The sequence below is a fragment of the Paradevosia shaoguanensis genome (assembly GCF_016801025.1).
GTDB classification, from domain to species: domain Bacteria; phylum Pseudomonadota; class Alphaproteobacteria; order Rhizobiales; family Devosiaceae; genus Paradevosia; species Paradevosia shaoguanensis.
In genome coordinates, this window is the sequence record NZ_CP068983.1 from 3,505,143 (window position 1) to 3,522,339 (window position 17,197).

15 protein-coding genes and 1 tRNA gene are annotated in these 17,197 nt (G+C 62.2%); 13 read left to right on the plus strand and 3 right to left on the minus strand.

Translation table 11 applies throughout. From position 1 onward, the window contains the following. The first annotated feature begins 4 nt into the window (after window positions 1-4). The 3 genes from JNE37_RS17035 (at window position 5) to JNE37_RS17045 (ending at window position 1,745) form a co-directional block, all read left to right on the plus strand. Complete coding sequence (locus JNE37_RS17035) at window positions 5-898, plus strand: sucrase ferredoxin (protein ID WP_203063980.1); 894 nt, start codon at window positions 5-7, stop codon at window positions 896-898. 62 nt (window positions 899-960) lie between these two features. After that, complete coding sequence (locus tag JNE37_RS17040; RefSeq protein ID WP_203063981.1) at window positions 961-1,593, plus strand: LysE family translocator; 633 nt, start codon at window positions 961-963, stop codon at window positions 1,591-1,593. A 76-nt stretch (window positions 1,594-1,669) separates the two neighbouring features. Next, window positions 1,670-1,745, plus strand: a tRNA-Trp gene (locus JNE37_RS17045). Window positions 1,746-2,143: 398 nt separating this feature from the next. Here JNE37_RS17045 and JNE37_RS17050 read toward each other — a convergent pair. Together JNE37_RS17050 and JNE37_RS17055 are read right to left on the minus strand one after the other, a co-directional pair. After that, on the minus strand, window positions 2,144-2,653 hold the full coding sequence (locus JNE37_RS17050) for a DUF3060 domain-containing protein (protein WP_203063982.1): 510 nt from the start codon (window positions 2,651-2,653) through the stop codon (window positions 2,144-2,146). A gap of 68 nt (window positions 2,654-2,721) precedes the next feature. After that, window positions 2,722-2,868 carry a hypothetical protein gene (locus JNE37_RS17055; RefSeq protein WP_203063983.1) on the minus strand — a complete coding sequence of 49 codons (147 nt, stop codon included), beginning with the start codon at window positions 2,866-2,868 and terminating at the stop codon, window positions 2,722-2,724. A gap of 188 nt (window positions 2,869-3,056) precedes the next feature. On the opposite strand from JNE37_RS17055, the gene JNE37_RS17060 reads away from it, so the two are divergent. Both JNE37_RS17060 and JNE37_RS17065 read left to right on the plus strand, forming a co-directional pair. Further along, complete coding sequence (locus JNE37_RS17060) at window positions 3,057-3,779, plus strand: Crp/Fnr family transcriptional regulator (RefSeq protein ID WP_281394914.1); 723 nt, start codon at window positions 3,057-3,059, stop codon at window positions 3,777-3,779. A 272-nt stretch (window positions 3,780-4,051) separates the two neighbouring features. After that, window positions 4,052-4,522 carry an NUDIX hydrolase gene (locus JNE37_RS17065; protein WP_203066418.1) on the plus strand — a complete coding sequence of 157 codons (471 nt, stop codon included), beginning with the start codon at window positions 4,052-4,054 and terminating at the stop codon, window positions 4,520-4,522. Here the strand turns inward: JNE37_RS17065 and JNE37_RS17070 are convergent. Then, on the minus strand, window positions 4,515-4,964 hold the full coding sequence (locus JNE37_RS17070; RefSeq protein ID WP_035038311.1) for a universal stress protein: 450 nt from the start codon (window positions 4,962-4,964) through the stop codon (window positions 4,515-4,517). The two genes, JNE37_RS17065 and JNE37_RS17070, sit on opposite strands and share 8 nt — an antisense overlap. Window positions 4,965-5,190: 226 nt before the next feature. Between JNE37_RS17070 and secE the strand changes: the two genes are divergently transcribed. The 8 genes from secE (at window position 5,191) to rpoC (ending at window position 17,150) form a co-directional block, all read left to right on the plus strand. After that, window positions 5,191-5,385 (plus strand): preprotein translocase subunit SecE, encoded by a 195-nt coding sequence (gene secE, locus JNE37_RS17075; RefSeq protein WP_035038317.1) that lies wholly within the window; start codon window positions 5,191-5,193, stop codon window positions 5,383-5,385. Between the two features lie 45 nt (window positions 5,386-5,430). Beyond that, window positions 5,431-5,961, plus strand: a complete 531-nt coding sequence (gene nusG / locus JNE37_RS17080; protein WP_035088883.1) for a transcription termination/antitermination protein NusG — start codon at window positions 5,431-5,433, stop codon at window positions 5,959-5,961. 173 nt (window positions 5,962-6,134) lie between these two features. Then, window positions 6,135-6,563: a 50S ribosomal protein L11 gene (gene rplK / locus JNE37_RS17085; RefSeq protein WP_035038321.1), complete on the plus strand. Its 429-nt coding sequence runs from the start codon at window positions 6,135-6,137 to the stop codon at window positions 6,561-6,563. Window positions 6,564-6,568: 5 nt separating this feature from the next. Continuing rightward, the gene (rplA, locus tag JNE37_RS17090; RefSeq protein ID WP_182400061.1) at window positions 6,569-7,261 is read left to right on the plus strand and encodes a 50S ribosomal protein L1; all 693 of its coding nucleotides are present in this window, start codon (window positions 6,569-6,571) and stop codon (window positions 7,259-7,261) included. Between the two features lie 325 nt (window positions 7,262-7,586). Beyond that, a complete protein-coding gene (gene rplJ, locus JNE37_RS17095; protein WP_203063985.1) occupies window positions 7,587-8,102 on the plus strand; it encodes a 50S ribosomal protein L10 in 516 nt (171 codons plus the stop codon). Between the two features lie 56 nt (window positions 8,103-8,158). Next, on the plus strand, window positions 8,159-8,533 hold the full coding sequence (gene rplL, locus JNE37_RS17100) for a 50S ribosomal protein L7/L12 (protein ID WP_035038327.1): 375 nt from the start codon (window positions 8,159-8,161) through the stop codon (window positions 8,531-8,533). Between the two features lie 205 nt (window positions 8,534-8,738). Continuing rightward, a complete protein-coding gene (gene rpoB / locus JNE37_RS17105; protein WP_035038329.1) occupies window positions 8,739-12,878 on the plus strand; it encodes a DNA-directed RNA polymerase subunit beta in 4,140 nt (1,379 codons plus the stop codon). An 81-nt stretch (window positions 12,879-12,959) separates the two neighbouring features. Continuing rightward, window positions 12,960-17,150, plus strand: coding sequence for a DNA-directed RNA polymerase subunit beta' (rpoC, locus tag JNE37_RS17110; RefSeq protein ID WP_203063986.1), 4,191 nt, complete (start codon window positions 12,960-12,962; stop codon window positions 17,148-17,150). Window positions 17,151-17,197 lie beyond the last annotated feature (47 nt).

Below are 17,197 nucleotides of genomic sequence, written 5' to 3' on the forward strand. Positions count from 1 at the left end.
GACGATGGCGGCGCGGACGTTCTGCACGGACCTGGCGCTCGAGCGGGGCGAACCGCATGAGGGAACCGCGCTCGACCTGCGCCGCGTGCTGCTGCTGGCGGTGCCGCATGGGCAATGGCGGCTGCGGCGCACGGCGGTGGGGCTGTCTCCGCTGCTGGAGGAAGCGCAGGCCTATGCCTATTCCAAGAGCGCCTATGCGCTCTTCATGGACAAGGTCGAGGGTCGGGGCGACGTACCGCAATTGATGGCCTTCCCGGAGAACCAGGTGCTCGACGGGGTGGACGAGGAAACCATCGCTGCGGCCATGCGGCGTTGGGCGGATGGCGGCGAGATAGGCGGCAGGGTCGAGGAGCGGACGACGATCCTCGTCTGCACCGACAGCCGGCGCGATGCCTGTTGCGCGCGTTATGGCTACGCGACCTACAAGGCGCTGGTGGCGCAGGCCGACCCGGACAAGTTCAACATCCTGCAGTGCAACCACCTTGGTGGATGCCGGTTCGCCACCTCGCTCTGCGTGCAGCCGAATGCGGCGCGCTATGGGCGGCTGCGGCCCGAGCAGGTGCCGGAATTCCTGGAGGCGATCGGGCGGGGCGAGACCTACCTGCCGCTCTCGATGGGACGGATCGGGCTCGAGGAGCCGCAGCAGGTGGCTGAGCTGGCGGCACGGCGCTTTGCGGTGACGGCCGGAGGGAATGACGGAGCGACAGCGCTGTCGCTGCAGACGGCGAGCGCGGACGAGATGGTGTTCCTGGCCGAGGTCGATGGGATCGCAGTGGATGTGACCGTGGCGCGGCGGAGCTTCGAGCGGCACGGGAACTGCGAAGCGGTGGGGAACGAGCCGGCCAATATCGTCTCCCGCTGGGTCGAACAATCGGTCAGCCGGCACGTGGCGGGCTGACGGATATTGCCAGCATCGCAAGGGCGTGGCACTTCTTCGCCGCCCTCCGACGGTGACCCTCCATGCCTGAACTGCCCAACCTGCTTGCCTTCGCCCTCGTTTCGCTGGGGCTCGTGCTGACGCCCGGGCCGAACATGGTCTATGTCGTCTCGCGCTCGATCTCGCAGGGGCGGATGGCGGGGCTGATCTCATTGGGCGGGGTGGCGCTGGGGTTCGTGTTCTACATGCTGTGCGCGGCGTTCGGCATCACGGCCATCATCATGGCGGTGCCCTTCGCCTATGATGCGCTGCGGTTCGGGGGAGCGGTCTATCTGCTCTATCTGGCCTGGCAGGCGCTCAAGCCCGGCGGGCACTCGCCGTTCCAGGTTCGGGAACTCCCCAAGGACAGCCCGCGCAAGCTTTTCCTGATGGGGTTCCTGACGAACCTGCTCAATCCCAAGATCGCGATGATGTACCTGTCGCTGCTGCCGCAGTTCATCAGCGCCGAGAAGGGGCAGGTGCTCATGCAATCGCTGGTGCTGGGCTTCACACAGACGGTGATCAGCGTGAGCGTCAACGCCATGATCGCGCTGGGGGCGGGGAGCATCGCGGTCTTCCTGACGCGGCGTCCGTTCTGGATGGCGGCGCAGCGCTGGTTCATGGGAACGGTGCTGGCCGGGCTGGCCGTTCGGCTCGCCACGGAGGCGCAGCGTTAGGGGTGTGTAAATCGCGATGGGACCGCCAAACCCCTTGCGCGAGTCCGGCTTTCCCAGTAGAGGGTTCGTCGCCTGAAGGGGTATAGCTCAGTTGGTAGAGCATCGGTCTCCAAAACCGAGGGTCGTGGGTTCGAGTCCCTCTGCCCCTGCCAGGCACTAAAGGTCGCTCGACGACCGTGAATTTCCAGACATCGCTGTGAGGATCGAGCGGCGCGGATAGGTCCGCGCGCATGCTGATTCTCGGGAAGTGCGTCCTTTGCCGGGGCGGCGGTTTTTCGCTGCGTGAGGTGTTTTCGCGAAAAATGCGGCTCTTTTGGTAGAGCTTTCGAGATTAACTCATTGAAATAATTACGCTGTTACTCCGCCATGCCGCTTCGAATCGTTAAATTTTGACTCAATTTCGGGCAATGTTTGGCGATCCTGCACGGGTTTTCGGCAGCTTTGAGCGCAATTTCGCGGAAGTGTTTTCCCCTTTTTGACGGCGCCGCATTTCGCGGGATGCTGAGTGCGGCGCTGTCAGGTTAGCGCGGGTTTTCGCGCAGGGGATAAATCAGGGCGCGGGGCCGACCTTGTTGCCGACGCCCGACATCTGGACCTTGGGCTGCTTGATGCCCTTGGCGATGGTCCACTCGACCGATTGGTCCGAGCCAGCGACTTCCAGGGTCGAGGCGGAAACCAGGTTGAGCTTGACCTTGTGGCCGGTGCCGCTGACGTCGATGGCGCCGGCAGCATCCTTGCCGTCGATGGTGACCGTGACGGTGCTGTCGGCAGTATCCACGATCAGCTTGGCGACGTCGCCACCGGTGGTGATGTGATTCATGCCCGAGACGGTGAGGGAGGCGGCGTGCTCGAAGGTCACGACGTGCTTGCTGCCGTAGACGAGGACGTTGCCGCAATTGCCGGTGAGGTCGATCTGGTTATCGGCGCCGTAGATGCCGACGTCTTCGCCGTCGCAGGCAATCGCCCGCTGAAGGTCCGCGCCTTCCACCGTCAGTTCTTCGGCCGTAGCGGCAAGGGGCGAGAGCGCCGCGAGGGCGATGAGGACGGCAAGACGGTTCATGCGATTCTCCAGATAGTTGGCAGGTCGCACGACCATTTTGCTCAACAATGACAATAGTGTGATCGTCATCAGCTTTTGCGCGGGCGGAAGAAATAGAGCAGCCACGCGAGAACATAAGCGCCCAGGCCGAGATAGACGAAGTTGCCGCCGAGGGTGAAGGCGTAGATGCCGCCCAGGGCCAGCGCGATGACGACGGTGGCGAATAGGATGCGCAAGGCGGTTTTCATCGGGCCCCGGGTTTGCTGGCTTGGAGGAACCATCCCGCATTGGGCGCGTTTGTCAAAGGCTTCCAGACAGTCTCCCTGACCCCGGCCACAGCGCCGGGGTTGTTTTTATCCCGTGAGCGCGGGTTCTCTCGCATTTCAGTGCATCTGGCCCTATGTTGCCCATAAGGATAGGGCTCGTGATCGCTCGCAAGGACATTCATAATTCCAACGTGCCGGTGTTGTGCCAGAGCTGTGAAGCGCGGCACAGGGGCCTCTGCGGCGCGCTCGACCCCGAGCAACTGAGCGAGCTGGCCAGGAGCACGCGGGTGGTCCGCCACGAGGCAGGCGAGCAGCTGGTGCGCGAGGCGGATGAGCCGGGCGCCTATGCCAATGTGATGGCGGGCGTGGTCAAACTCACCAAGACGCTGGAAGACGGGCGGCGGCAGGTCGTGGGCCTGCAATTCGCACCGGACTTTTTGGGGCGGCTCTACGGTACAGAGAACCATCTGGGGGCGGAGGCCGCTTCCGATGTCGAGCTCTGCCGCGTGCCGCGGGCGGCGCTAGAAAAGCTGGTGGGCGAGAACCCGGCGCTGGAAAACCGGCTGATGCGGCAGGCGCTGCGCGAGCTGGACGAGGCGCGGGACTGGATCGTCACGCTCGGCCGAAAATCGGCCGAGGAGAAGGTGGCGAGCTTCCTCTATCTCATTGCCACCCATGCCAATCCCCGGGCGGCGGAGGGCGGGCGGGCCGAATTCCGGCTGCCGCTGAGCCGCGCCGATATCGCCGATTTCCTCGGGCTGACCATCGAGACGGTTTCGCGCCAGATGACGCGGCTCAAGGGGGCGGGCGTCATCGAGATCGACAAGCTGCGCGACATTGTCGTGCCGGATCTGGCGGTGCTCGAGGAGCGGTGCGGCTGAGACCGCTAAATCCGATAAATTTGATCTAGATCAAGGAATTAGATCGGGCAGGGTGCTTCAAGAAGGGCGTGATGAACCAGGAGTTTCACATGCCGTCCGACAGCATTTTCATGGTGTGCGCCATACTTACCCTATTCCTCTCCTTTATGGCCGTCTTGGGGTGGGCCTCGCTGCGGGCGGCCAAATAGACCAACCTATCCGCGAACACTTCGGGCGTCCTTCGGGGCGCCTTTTTTGTTGCGTGAAGGGGTGCGGGGCCGCAGCATGGAGGGATCATGCTCACCAGCAGCGGGATATTGCTCTATCGGCGGGTGGCGGGATCGGTGGAGGTCCTGCTGTTGCACCATGGCGGGCCTTTCTGGGCACGCAAGGACGAGGGCGCCTGGACCATCCCCAAGGGGTTGCAAGAGCCTGGCGAGGAACCGCTGGCTGCGGCGCGTCGGGAGTTCGAGGAAGAGACCGGGCACGCCGTCGAGGGGCCGTTCATCGAGCTCGGGACGTTCAGGCAGAATGCGAGCAAGACCGTTGCGGTGTGGGCGGCCGAGGGCGCGTTCGACGTCGCGGACCTGAAGAGCAACATGTTCGAACTGGAATGGCCGCCGCGATCGGGGCGGCGGCAGCAATTTCCGGAAGCGGACAGGGCAGGGTGGTTTTCGCCCGAGGCGGCGATACCAAAGCTCGCCAAGGGGCAGGCGCCGATCATCGGCGCGCTGCTTGAACGGCTGGGCGAAAAGCCTATTTGATGATGAGCACGGGCACGTTGCTGTGGGTTAGGACCTGCGTGGCCTGGCTGCCGAGCAGCAGGCGGCCGAGACCGCGGCGGCCGTGGGAGGCCATGACGATGAGGTCGGCGCCCAGTTCCTGAGCAGCGTTGACGATGGCATCGGCGGGATATTGATTGGGAATATGGAGTGTCTTGACGTCGGCGCCGATGGCGGCGGCAGCTTCCTTGGCCTTGGTCAGGATAGCCTTGGCGGACTCGTCGCTGGCCTTCTCGTATTCGTCGAGCGGGTTGGAATAGCCGCCCCAGCCGAAGGTGGCGTCGGTGCCGATGGAGACCCAGGGCTCGGTAACGGTGACAACGGTCACGCTGGCGCCCAGTTTCTGGGCCAGACGTACGCCCTGGTCGATGCCCTTTGCCGCCAGATCGCTGCCGTCGGTCGCAATGAGAATATGAGTATACATGAGCCATCTCCTGTTTCAGGGCGGCGGGAGCAAGACCGCCCGGTACGAGCCCACCAGAAACGTGGTGCGCCAGCAGGGTGACCACAATTGCGTGTCCGGGGCAAATTCCTTCGGGCCGGTGTTGCAATTGCTAAATAAAGTGTCTATATCGCCCTTTCCCAGCCGTGCGAGTGACTCGCCCGGCTATTTGGCTATGGATATTTAGTTCCCAAAGGCTGACGGTTATATGGCACGCACCAATCCCATCACGTTTCTCCAGCAGGTGCGTAGCGAAGTCAGCAAGGTCGTATGGCCGAGCCGGAACGAAGTTCTGATCTCGACCGCGATGGTGCTGGTGCTGGTGGCGCTGGCGAGCATCTTCTTCCTGGTCGCCGACATGATCATCGCCTGGGGCGTCCAGTGGATGTTGTCGATCCGCTGATAAGCGGACGTAAAAACAAGAATTTAGCAGGAGCGGCGGAGCGGCATGGCCAAGCGCTGGTACATTGTTCAGGCGTATAGCAACTTCGAACGCAAGGTCGCAGAGTCGATCCGCGAGAAGGTTGCGCAGAACAAGCTCGAGCACCTGTTCGAGGACGTGATCGTTCCGACCGAGAAGGTCGTCGAGATCCGTCGCGGCCGCAAGGTCGACACCGAGCGCAAGTTCTTCCCCGGCTACGTGCTGGTGAAGATGGACATGACCGATCAGGCGTTCCACCTGATCAAGAATACCCCCAAGGTCACGGGTTTCCTGGGCTCCGGCGACAAGCCGATGCCGATCTCGGAAAACGAGGCCATGGCCATCCTGCAGCAGGTGCAGGAAGGCGTCGAGCATCCCAAGCCCTCCGTCTCGTTCGAGGTCGGCGAGCAGGTTCGCGTCTCCGACGGCCCCTTCGCCAGCTTCAACGGCGTGGTCGAGGAAGTGGACGAGGAGCGTTCGCGCCTCAAGGTGGAAGTTTCGATCTTCGGGCGCCCGACGCCCGTGGAGCTGGAATACGGTCAGGTCGAGAAGGTTTGATCTGACTGTTACGGCGGCAAGGGCTAGAACGCCCGGCTGCAAATCCGTGGAAGAGGGTGGTGGCCGCCAGCCACCGACAAAACTCTCGGACCACGGCGTCAAACGCCCGCAATGACAGCGGGCACTAGGCAAACCCGGCGACGCACGCGAGTGCGAAGCTTGAAAGGACGAAAATGGCAAAGAAAATCACCGGCTATCTGAAGCTTCAGGTGGCAGCCGGCTCGGCGACCCCGTCGCCCCCGATCGGTCCCGCTCTCGGTCAGCGCGGCCTGAACATCATGGAATTCTGCAAGGCCTTCAACGCGGCTACGCAGGAAATGGAAAAGGGTGCCCCGACCCCGGTCGTGATCACCATCTACGCCGACAAGAGCTTCACCTTCGAGACGAAGCTCCCGCCGGTCACCTACTTCCTCAAGAAGGCCATGAGCCTCAAGTCGGGTTCCAAGCTTCCGGGCAAGGAATCGGCTGGCACGATCACGCAGGCCCAGATCCGCGAGATCGCCGAGAAGAAGTTGAAGGATCTCAACGCCTATGACGTTGATGCCGCTATGACCATGATCGCGGGCTCTGCCCGTTCGATGGGTCTGCAGGTCGAGGGTTAAGCGTCATGGCACACGTTGGTAAGCGCATTGAGAAGGCCCGCGAGGGCATCGATCGCAAGAAGCTTTATGGCCTCGATGAAGCCGTCAAGATGGTGAAGGCTCGCGCCACCGCCAAGTTCGACGAGTCGATCGAAGTCGCCTTCAACCTGGGTGTCGATCCGCGTCACGCAGACCAGATGGTCCGCGGCGTGGTGAACCTGCCCAACGGCACCGGCAAGCACGTTCGCGTGGCGGTTTTCGCTCGCGACGCCAAGGCCGAAGAAGCCCGCAAGGCTGGTGCTGAAGTCGTCGGCGCCGAGGACCTGGTCGATCAGATCCAGGGCGGCACGATCAACTTCGACCGCGTGATCGCAACCCCGGACATGATGCCGCTCGTCGGCCGCCTGGGTAAGATCCTCGGCCCGCGCAACCTGATGCCGAACCCGAAGGTGGGTACGGTTACCCCGGATGTCGCCGGCGCCGTCAAGGCCGCCAAGGGTGGCGCCGTGGAGTTCCGCGTCGAGAAGGCCGGTATCCTGCACGCCGGTGTCGGCAAGGCCTCGTTCAGCGAAGAAGCTCTTCTGCAGAACATCAAGGCTTTCGCGGACGCCGTGAACAGGGCCAAGCCGTCGGGCGCCAAGGGTACCTACATGAAGCGCGTTGCCGTTTCCTCGACCCAGGGTCCGGGCGTGCACGTGGAGCCGTCGTCGGTCCTCTAAGGGCTGGCAACAAGAATTTCGGACGGCCTTCGGGCCGTCCGGGAAACCGGAGAAATCCGGTAAAGACCTGTCCGAGACTGCTGGCGTCCCAACCCTTTACGGGCGGACTTAAAACCAAAGCCTGCAATAGACGGGGGGAAGACCAGAAGATTTCGAGGGCCGATCGGCCCTTTCGGTTTTCGGGTTCGAACCAGGCCAAGCTGCCCTCCGGGGCGTTCGGTTGACAGGCATGTAACCGTTGCATCCTGAGCCGGAGCGATCCGGGGAGGGGGCAGCAAATGGCAAAGGGTCCGGCGGCAACGCTGGACTGAATGTGGAGACTGGCATGGAAAGAGCGGAAAAGCGCGTTGTCGTCGAATCGCTCCAGGCAGCTTTTGCTGGCGCTGGGTCGATCGTCGTTGCGCAGAATTCCGGCCTTACCGTTGCTGACTTCGAAAACCTGCGCAAGCAGGTTCGCGATGTCGGTGGCAAGGTCAAGGTCGCAAAGAACCGTCTTGCCAAGCTCGCTCTGAAGGAAACCGATACTGCGGACATCTCGAGCCTGTTTACGGGCCCGACGATCGTCGCCTATGCGGAAGACCCGATGGCTGCGCCCAAGATCGCAGCCAAGTTCGCCGAGAAGAACCAGAAGTTCGTCATTCTCGGTGGCGCCATGGGTGCAACCGCCCTCGACGTGGAAAACGTCAAGGCCCTGGCTACGATGCCTTCGCTCGATCAACTGCGCGCTACGCTCGCCGGCATGCTCAAGCAGCCGGGTACCCGTATCGCGTCGGTCGTTCAGGCGCCTGGCGGACAGATTGCCCGCGTGTTGGCCGCTTATGCGGACAAGAGCGCAGCATAACCCTTCGTGGACCACGTCCACGGTTCGAACTGAAACAAACCTGAAAGAGTATTCAAATGGCTGATCTCGCCAAACTCGTTGATGAACTGTCCGCCCTGACCGTCCTGGAAGCTTCCGAGCTGTCCAAGCTTCTCGAAGAGAAGTGGGGCGTTTCGGCTGCCGCTCCGGTCGCCGTCGCTGCTGCCGGCGCTGCCGCTCCGGCCGCCGCTGCCGAAGAAAAGACCGAATTCGATGTGATCCTCGCTTCGTTCGGCGACAACAAGATCAACGTGATCAAGGAAGTCCGCGCCATCACCGGTCTGGGCCTGGGCGAAGCCAAGGCTCTCGTCGAAGGCGCTCCGAAGGCCATCAAGGAAGGCGCTTCGAAGGCTGAAGCCGAAGACATCAAGAAGAAGCTGGAAGACGCCGGCGCCAAGGTCGAACTCAAGTAAGTTCGTCTTTCGTTTTGGGGTGGCGCTCCGGCGCCGCCCCGCATTCCCCGTCCGCGTTGCTGGATGGGTCGCCGCCCCGAGACGGGGTAGGGCGATAGTTGCGGAAATTAAGTACACACCCAGGGCACATGTCCCGAGAGCCGACGATGAATAGTCGGGTCTTTGGACATTTGCCTCCGAGACATCGAGAAAGACAGGAGCTTTTATGGCTACCACGTTCAACGGCCGCCGTAAGGTACGCAAGACTTTCGGCCGCATTCGCGAAGTCACGGAGATGCCGAACCTGATCGAGGTCCAAAAGGCCTCCTACGATCAGTTCCTCATGGTCGACGAGCCCAAGGGCGGTCGCAATGAGGAAGGACTTCAGGCTGTCTTCAAGTCGGTTTTCCCGATCACGGACTTTTCCAATACCGCTTCCCTCGAATTCGTGAAGTACGAGTTCGAGCAGCCCAAGTATGACGTCGACGAGTGCCGGCAGCGCGATATGACCTTCGCCGCGCCGCTCAAGGTGACGCTGCGGCTGATCGTGTTCGAAGTGGACGAAGAAACCGGCGCCCGCTCCGTCAAGGACATCAAGGAGCAGGACGTCTATATGGGCGACATGCCCTTCATGACTTCCAACGGTACGTTCATCGTGAACGGCACCGAGCGCGTCATCGTATCGCAGATGCACCGTTCGCCCGGCGTGTTCTTCGACCACGACAAGGGCAAGACCCACTCCTCGGGCAAGCTGCTGTTTGCCGGCCGCATCATTCCCTACCGCGGCTCGTGGCTCGACATCGAGTTCGACGCCAAGGACATCGTCTATGCGCGTATCGACCGTCGCCGCAAGATTCCGGTGACCTCGCTGCTCAAGGCGCTCGGCATGGATGCCGAGGAAATCCTTGCGACCTATTACAACACGCTGAACTACGAGAAGACCAAGACCGGCTGGCAGGTTCCCTACGACTGGGAAAAGATGAAGAATGCCAAGCCGACCCATGACCTGATCGACGCCAAGACCGGCGACGTGGTCCATGAGGGCGGCAAGAAGCTCTCGGCCCGCCAGGCCAAGAAGCTCGCCGAGAACGGCCTGACCCACCTGCTGGCTGTCGATGAAGACCTCTACGGCACCTATGTCGCCGAAGACCTCATCAACTTCCAGACCGGTGAAGTCTATGTCGAAGCCGGCGACGAGATCGACGAGAAGCTGCTCAACAAGCTCAAGGAACTGGGCTTCGACGCGCTGCCGATCCTCGATATCGACCACGTCAATATCGGCGCCTACATCCGCAACACGCTTGCCGTGGACAAGAACGAGTCGCGTGAAGACGCGCTCTTCGACATCTATCGCGTGATGCGTCCGGGCGAGCCGCCGACGGTCGAGACCGCCGAAGCCATGTTCAACTCGCTGTTCTTCGACAGCGAGCGCTATGACCTGTCGGCCGTCGGCCGCGTCAAGATGAACATGCGCCTCGACCTCGACGTCGATGACTCGGTCCGCATCCTGCGCAAGGACGACATCGTTGAAGTCGTCCGTACGCTGGTGAACCTGCGTGACGGCCGTGGCGAAATCGACGACATCGACAACCTCGGCAACCGTCGCGTGCGTTCGGTCGGCGAGCTGATGGAGAACCATTACCGTCTTGGCCTGCTCCGCATGGAGCGCGCGATCAAGGAGCGCATGTCGTCTGTCGAAATCGACACCGTCATGCCGCAGGACCTGATCAACGCCAAGCCGGCTGCCGCCGCTGTCCGCGAGTTCTTCGGCTCGTCCCAGCTGTCGCAGTTCATGGACCAGACCAACCCGCTCTCGGAAATCACCCACAAGCGCCGTTTGTCGGCTCTTGGGCCTGGTGGTCTCACCCGTGAGCGCGCCGGCTTCGAAGTCCGTGACGTGCATCCGACCCATTATGGCCGTATCTGCCCGATCGAGACGCCGGAAGGCCCGAATATCGGTCTGATCAACTCGCTGGCCACGTTCGCCCGCGTCAACAAGTACGGCTTCATCGAGACGCCGTACCGCAAGATCGTGGACGGCAAGGTCACCGAAGAGGTGGTCTACCTCTCGGCCATGGAAGAGGCCAAGCACTACGTCGCACAGGCTAACGCGAACCTGAACGGGAAGGGCGAATTCGCCGACGATCTCGTGCTGGCCCGCCATGCCGGCGACAACGGCCTGACTCCCAAGGAACTGATCGACCTGATGGACGTGTCGCCCAAGCAGATCGTTTCGGTCGCCGCGGCGCTCATCCCGTTCCTCGAGAACGACGACGCCAACCGCGCGCTCATGGGCTCGAACATGCAGCGTCAGGCCGTGCCGCTGCTGCGTGCGGAAGCTCCGTTCGTGGGCACGGGCATGGAGCCGGTCGTGGCCCGTGACTCGGGCGCCGCGATCGTCGCCAAGCGCAAGGGCATCGTGGACCAGGTGGATGCGACCCGTATCGTTATCCGCGCCACCGAAGAGACGGACGCGTCCAAGTCGGGCGTGGACATCTACAACCTGATGAAGTTCCAGCGTTCGAACCAGTCGACCTGCATCAACCAGCGTCCGCTGGTGGTGGTGGGCGACCACGTCGAAGCCGGCGACATCGTTGCGGATGGTCCCTCGACCGACCTCGGCGATCTCGCTCTCGGCCGCAACGTGCTCGTCGCGTTCATGCCGTGGAACGGCTACAACTTCGAAGACTCGATCCTCCTGAGCGAAAAGATCGCGATGCAGGACGTCTTCACCTCGATTCACATCGAGGAATACGAAGTGATGGCCCGCGACACCAAGCTCGGCCCCGAGGAAATCACGCGCGACATTCCGAACGTTTCGGAAGAAGCGCTCAAGAACCTCGACGAAGCCGGTATCGTCCATATCGGTGCCGATGTCGGCCCGGGCGATATCCTGGTCGGCAAGATCACGCCGAAGGGCGAAAGCCCGATGACGCCGGAAGAGAAGCTCCTCCGCGCCATCTTCGGCGAGAAGGCTTCGGACGTTCGCGATACCTCGCTCCGCGTGCCACCGGGCGATGCTGGTACTGTCGTTGAAGTGCGCGTGTTCAACCGCCACGGCATCGACAAGGACGAGCGCGCCATGGCTATCGAGCGCGAGGAAATCGAGCGCCTGGCCAAGGACCGCGACGACGAGCAGTCGATCCTGGACCGCAACGTCTATGCGCGTCTGAAGGAAATGCTGTTCGGCAAGGCGGCTACGGCTGGCCCGAAGGGCTATGTCGTGGGCACCAAGCTCAATGACCAGATGTTCGAGGCTCAGCCTCGTTCCAAGTGGTGGCAGTTCGCGGTCGAAGACGACAAGGTCATGACCGAGATGGAAGCTCTTCATGCGCAGTATGAAGAGAGCCGCCGGATGCTCGAGCAGCGCTTCATCGACAAGGTGGACAAGCTGCAGCGCGGTGACGAACTTCCGCCGGGCGTGATGAAGATGGTCAAGGTCTTCGTCGCGACCAAGCGCAAGATCCAGCCGGGCGACAAGATGGCCGGCCGTCACGGCAACAAGGGCGTGGTGTCCAAGATCACTCCGCTCGAAGACATGCCGTACCTGGAAGACGGCACGCCCGTCGACATCGTGCTGAACCCGCTCGGTGTGCCATCCCGCATGAACGTGGGCCAGATTCTGGAAACCCACCTCGGCTGGGCTTGCGCCGGCGTCGGCAAGAAGATCGACGAGATGGTCCGCATCTATCAGCAGAACGGCGATCTGAAGCCGCTCAAGCTGGAGATCGGCCAGCTCTTCGAAGGTGACGACTATGTCGCCGGCCTCGATGACGACAGCATGGTTCGCCTGGGTGAACACCTCTCCAAGGGTGTCCATATCGCTACCCCGGTGTTCGATGGCGCCAAGGAAGCCAACATCGTCGAAATGCTCGAAAGGGCAGGGCTCAAGTCCTCCGGCCAGTCGACCGTCTTTGACGGCCGTACCGGCGAGCAGTTCGACCGTCAGGTGACCGTGGGCTACATCTACATGCTCAAGCTGCATCACCTGGTGGACGACAAGATCCACGCCCGTTCGATCGGCCCCTACTCGCTCGTTACCCAGCAGCCGCTGGGCGGCAAGGCGCAGTTCGGTGGTCAGCGCTTCGGCGAAATGGAAGTGTGGGCGCTCGAAGCTTACGGCGCGGCGTACACCCTCCAGGAAATGCTGACGATCAAGTCGGACGACGTGGCCGGCCGTACCAAGGTCTACGAGGCCATCGTGCGCGGCGACGACACCTTCGAAGCGGGCATTCCGGAAAGCTTCAACGTGCTGGTCAAGGAAATCCGGTCGCTCGGGCTCAATGTCGAGCTCGATACGGCCGAAGCTGCCGACGACCAGCAGGCCGAAGCGGAGCTGGAGCCTCCTCAGGCCGCGGCGGAATAATTCGCCTCAGCCATTAATTGAAACGCTTTCGTGGGGTTTCGGGCCGGTGAGCCCGAAACTCGCGAAACGAGGAGAGACCGAATGAATCATCATTCTCACGTCATGGACCCGTTCAATCCGCAGGTTCCGGCGCAGACTTTCGATCAGATGAAAATCTCGATCGCGAGCCCGGAAAAGATCCTGTCGTGGTCCTATGGCGAGATCAAAAAGCCCGAGACCATCAACTACCGTACGTTCAAGCCCGAGCGTGACGGCCTGTTCTGCGCGCGTATCTTTGGCCCCGTGAAGGACTACGAGTGCCTTTGCGGCAAGTACAAGCGCATGAAGTTCAAGGGCGTCATCTGCGAGAAGTGCGGCGTTGAAGTCACGCTGTCGCGCGTCCGCCGCGAGCGCATGGGCCATATCGAGCTCGCCGCGCCCGTCGCCCACATCTGGTTCCTCAAGTCCCTGCCGTCCCGTATCGCGCTGCTGCTCGATATGACGCTCAAGGACATCGAGCGCATCCTCTACTTCGAGCACTACGTCGTTCTCGAGCCCGGCCTGACTCCGTTCAGCCTGCATGAGCTGCTGACCGAGGAACAGTACCTCGACGCCCAGGACCAGTATGGCGCCGACAGCTTCACCGCCAAGATCGGCGCCGAGGCCATCCGCGACATCCTGCTCGCCCTCGATCTCGAAAAGATCGCGGCCGACCTGCGCGTGGAAATTGCCGAGTCGACCACGGAACTGAAGCCGAAGAAGCTCGCCAAGCGCCTCAAGGTCGTGGAGCAGTTCATCGTTTCGGGCAACAAGCCCGAATGGATGATCATGACCGTGATCCCGGTCATTCCGCCGGAACTGCGTCCGCTGGTTCCGCTGGATGGCGGCCGCTTTGCTACGTCGGATCTGAACGACCTCTATCGTCGCGTGATCAACCGTAACAACCGCCTCAAGCGCCTGATCGAACTGCGTGCGCCGGACATCATCATCCGCAACGAAAAGCGCATGCTGCAGGAAGCTGTGGACGCGCTGTTTGACAACGGCCGCCGTGGCCGCACCATCACCGGTGCGAACAAGCGTCCGCTCAAGTCGCTCTCGGATATGCTCAAGGGCAAGCAGGGCCGGTTCCGTCAGAACCTGCTCGGCAAGCGCGTGGACTATTCCGGCCGTTCGGTGATCACCGTGGGTCCGGAGCTGAAGCTCCACCAGTGCGGTCTTCCCAAGAAGATGGCTCTGGAGCTCTTCAAGCCGTTCATCTATTCGCGTCTTGAAGCCAAGGGCTTCTCGTCCACCGTCAAGCAGGCCAAGAAGCTGGTCGAAAAGGAAAAGCCGGAAGTCTGGGATATCCTGGACGAGGTCATCCGCGAGCACCCGGTTCTGCTGAACCGCGCTCCGACCCTGCACCGCCTCGGCATCCAGGCTTTCGAGCCCATGCTGATCGAAGGCAAGGCCATCCGTCTGCACCCGCTCGTCTGCTCGGCCTTCAACGCCGACTTCGACGGCGACCAGATGGCCGTGCACGTGCCGCTGTCGCTCGAAGCTCAGCTCGAAGCCCGCGTGCTGATGATGTCGACCAACAACATCCTGCACCCGGCCAATGGTCAGCCGATCATCGTGCCGAGCCAGGACATCGTGCTTGGTCTCTATTATCTGTCGCTCATGAATGAGAACGAGCCCGGCCAGGGCATGATGTTCTCGTCCATGGCAGAGCTCGAGCATGCCCTGGATACGGGCGTGGTGACGCTCCATTCCAAGATCAAGGGCCGTGTGGTTTCGTTCGACGAGAACGGCAACCAGACCACCGAGATCGTGGAGACGACCCCGGGCCGCATGATGATCGGGCAGATCCTGCCCAAGCACCCGGCTGTGCCGTTCGCGACCGCGAACCAGCTCATGACCAAGAAGATGATCTCCAAGATGATCGACACCGTGTATCGCGGTTGCGGTCAGAAGGAGACGGTCATTTTCTGTGACCGCGTCATGCAGCTCGGCTTCAAGAACGCGTGCGACGCGGGCATTTCGTTCGGCAAGGACGACATGGTTATCCCGGCGAGCAAGTATAAGATCGTCGACGAGACCCGTAAGCAGGTCGAGGAATTCGAGCAGCAGTACAACGACGGCCTGATCACTCAGGGCGAGAAGTACAACAAGGTGGTCGACGCCTGGGCCAAGTGCGGTGACAAGGTCGCCGAAGAGATGATGAAGGGCATTGCTGCCGTTCAGATCGACCAGGAGACCGGTCGTCAGAAGCCGATCAACTCGGTTTACATGATGAGCCACTCGGGCGCCCGTGGTTCACCGGCGCAGATGAAGCAGCTTGCCGGCATGCGTGGCCTGATGGCCCGCCCGGACGGCTCGATCATCGAGACCCCGATCACGGCCAACTTCAAGGAAGGCCTCACCGTTCTCGAGTACTTCAACTCGACCCACGGTGCCCGTAAGGGTCTCGCCGACACCGCGCTCAAGACCGCCAACTCGGGTTACCTGACCCGTCGTCTGGTGGACGTGGCGCAGGACTCGATCATTACCGAACTCGATTGCGGTACTGAGCGTGGCCTGACCATGGAGCCGATCGTGGATGCCGGCCAGATCGTGGCCACCCTCGGCCAGCGTATCCTGGGCCGTACGGCCGCCGACGACATCTTCAACCCGGCGACGGGCGATGTTCTGGTGGCCAAGGGCACGCTGCTCGAAGAGAAGCACGTCGATGCGATCGAAGAGGCCCGTATCCAGTCGGTCCGTATCCGCTCGCCGCTGACCTGTGACATGCGTCAGGGTTGCTGCGCCGCCTGCTACGGTCGTGACCTCGCTCGCGGTACTCCGGTCAACATCGGTGAAGCTGTCGGCGTTATCGCCGCGCAGTCGATCGGTGAACCCGGCACGCAGCTCACCATGCGTACGTTCCACATCGGTGGTACGGCACAGGTGGTCGACAGCTCGTTCCTGGAAGCCGGCGCAGAAGGCAAGATCGAGATCCGCAACGCCAATGTTGCCAAGATCTCGGGTGGCCTGCTCATCGCCATGGGCCGTAACGTGACCCTGGCCATCCTCGATCCGGAAGGCAAGGACCGGGCCACGCACCGCGTGACCTATGGTGCCAAGATCCGCGTCAAGGACGGCGACATGGTCAAGCGCGGCCAGCGTCTGGCCGAATGGGACCCGTACACCCGTCCGATCCTGGCCGACGTCGACGGCGAGGTTGGCTTCGAGGACCTGGTGGATGGTGCTTCCATCGCGGAAACCACCGACGAAACCACCGGCTTCACCAAGCGCGTCGTGATCGACTGGCGGACCAGCCAGCGTTCGGACAGCCTGAAGCCGGCGATCACCGTCTCGCGCAGCGGCGCCGTTGCCAAGCTCGAGCGTGGTGGCGAAGCCCGTTACCTGCTCTCGGTTGACGCCGTTATCGCGGTCGAGCCGGGCGAGAAGGTTTCGGCTGGTGACGTCCTGGCTCGTATCCCGCTGGAAAGCGCCAAGACCAAGGACATCACCGGTGGTCTGCCGCGCGTGGCGGAACTGTTCGAGGCTCGCCGTCCGAAGGATCACGCCATCATCGCCGAGATCGATGGCACCATCCGCTTCGGTCGCGACTACAAGAACAAGCGTCGCGTCATCATCGAGCCGCATGAAGAGGGCGCCGAGCCCGTCGAGTACCTGATCCCGAAGGGCAAGCCGTTCCACCTGCAGGAAGGCGACACCATCGAGAAGGGCGAATACATCCTCGACGGCAACCCGGCACCGCACGACATCCTGGCCATCAAGGGCGTGGAAGAGCTTGCTCGTTACCTCGTCAACGAAATCCAGGAAGTCTACCGTCTCCAGGGCGTGTTGATTAACGACAAGCACATCGAAGTGATCGTTCGCCAGATGCTGCAGAAGGTCGAAATCACCGATCCGGGTGACAGCGGCCTGCTCAAGGACGAGCAGATCGACAAGCTCGATTTCGACGAGCTCAATGATCAGCTGGTGGCCGATGGCCGCAAGCCCGCCCACGCGAACCCGGTGCTGCTGGGTATCACCAAGGCGTCGCTACAGACCCGCTCGTTCGTGTCGGCCGCTTCCTTCCAGGAAACGACCCGCGTGCTCACCGAGGCTGCCATTTCCGGCAAGGCCGACCTTCTCGAAGGCCTCAAGGAAAACGTCATCGTCGGCCGCCTCATCCCGGCTGGTACCGGCGCCATGACCACGGCTGCAAAGCTCGTGGCCGGCAAGCGCGACGACCTCATCCTCGAGGAACGCCGCCGCCACAGCGAGACGGCCGCCATCCCGGCGCCGTCCGTACCGGCCGAGTAAGCTTCGGCACGATCAGAACAGGAAAGGGGGCCTCCGGGCCCCCTTTT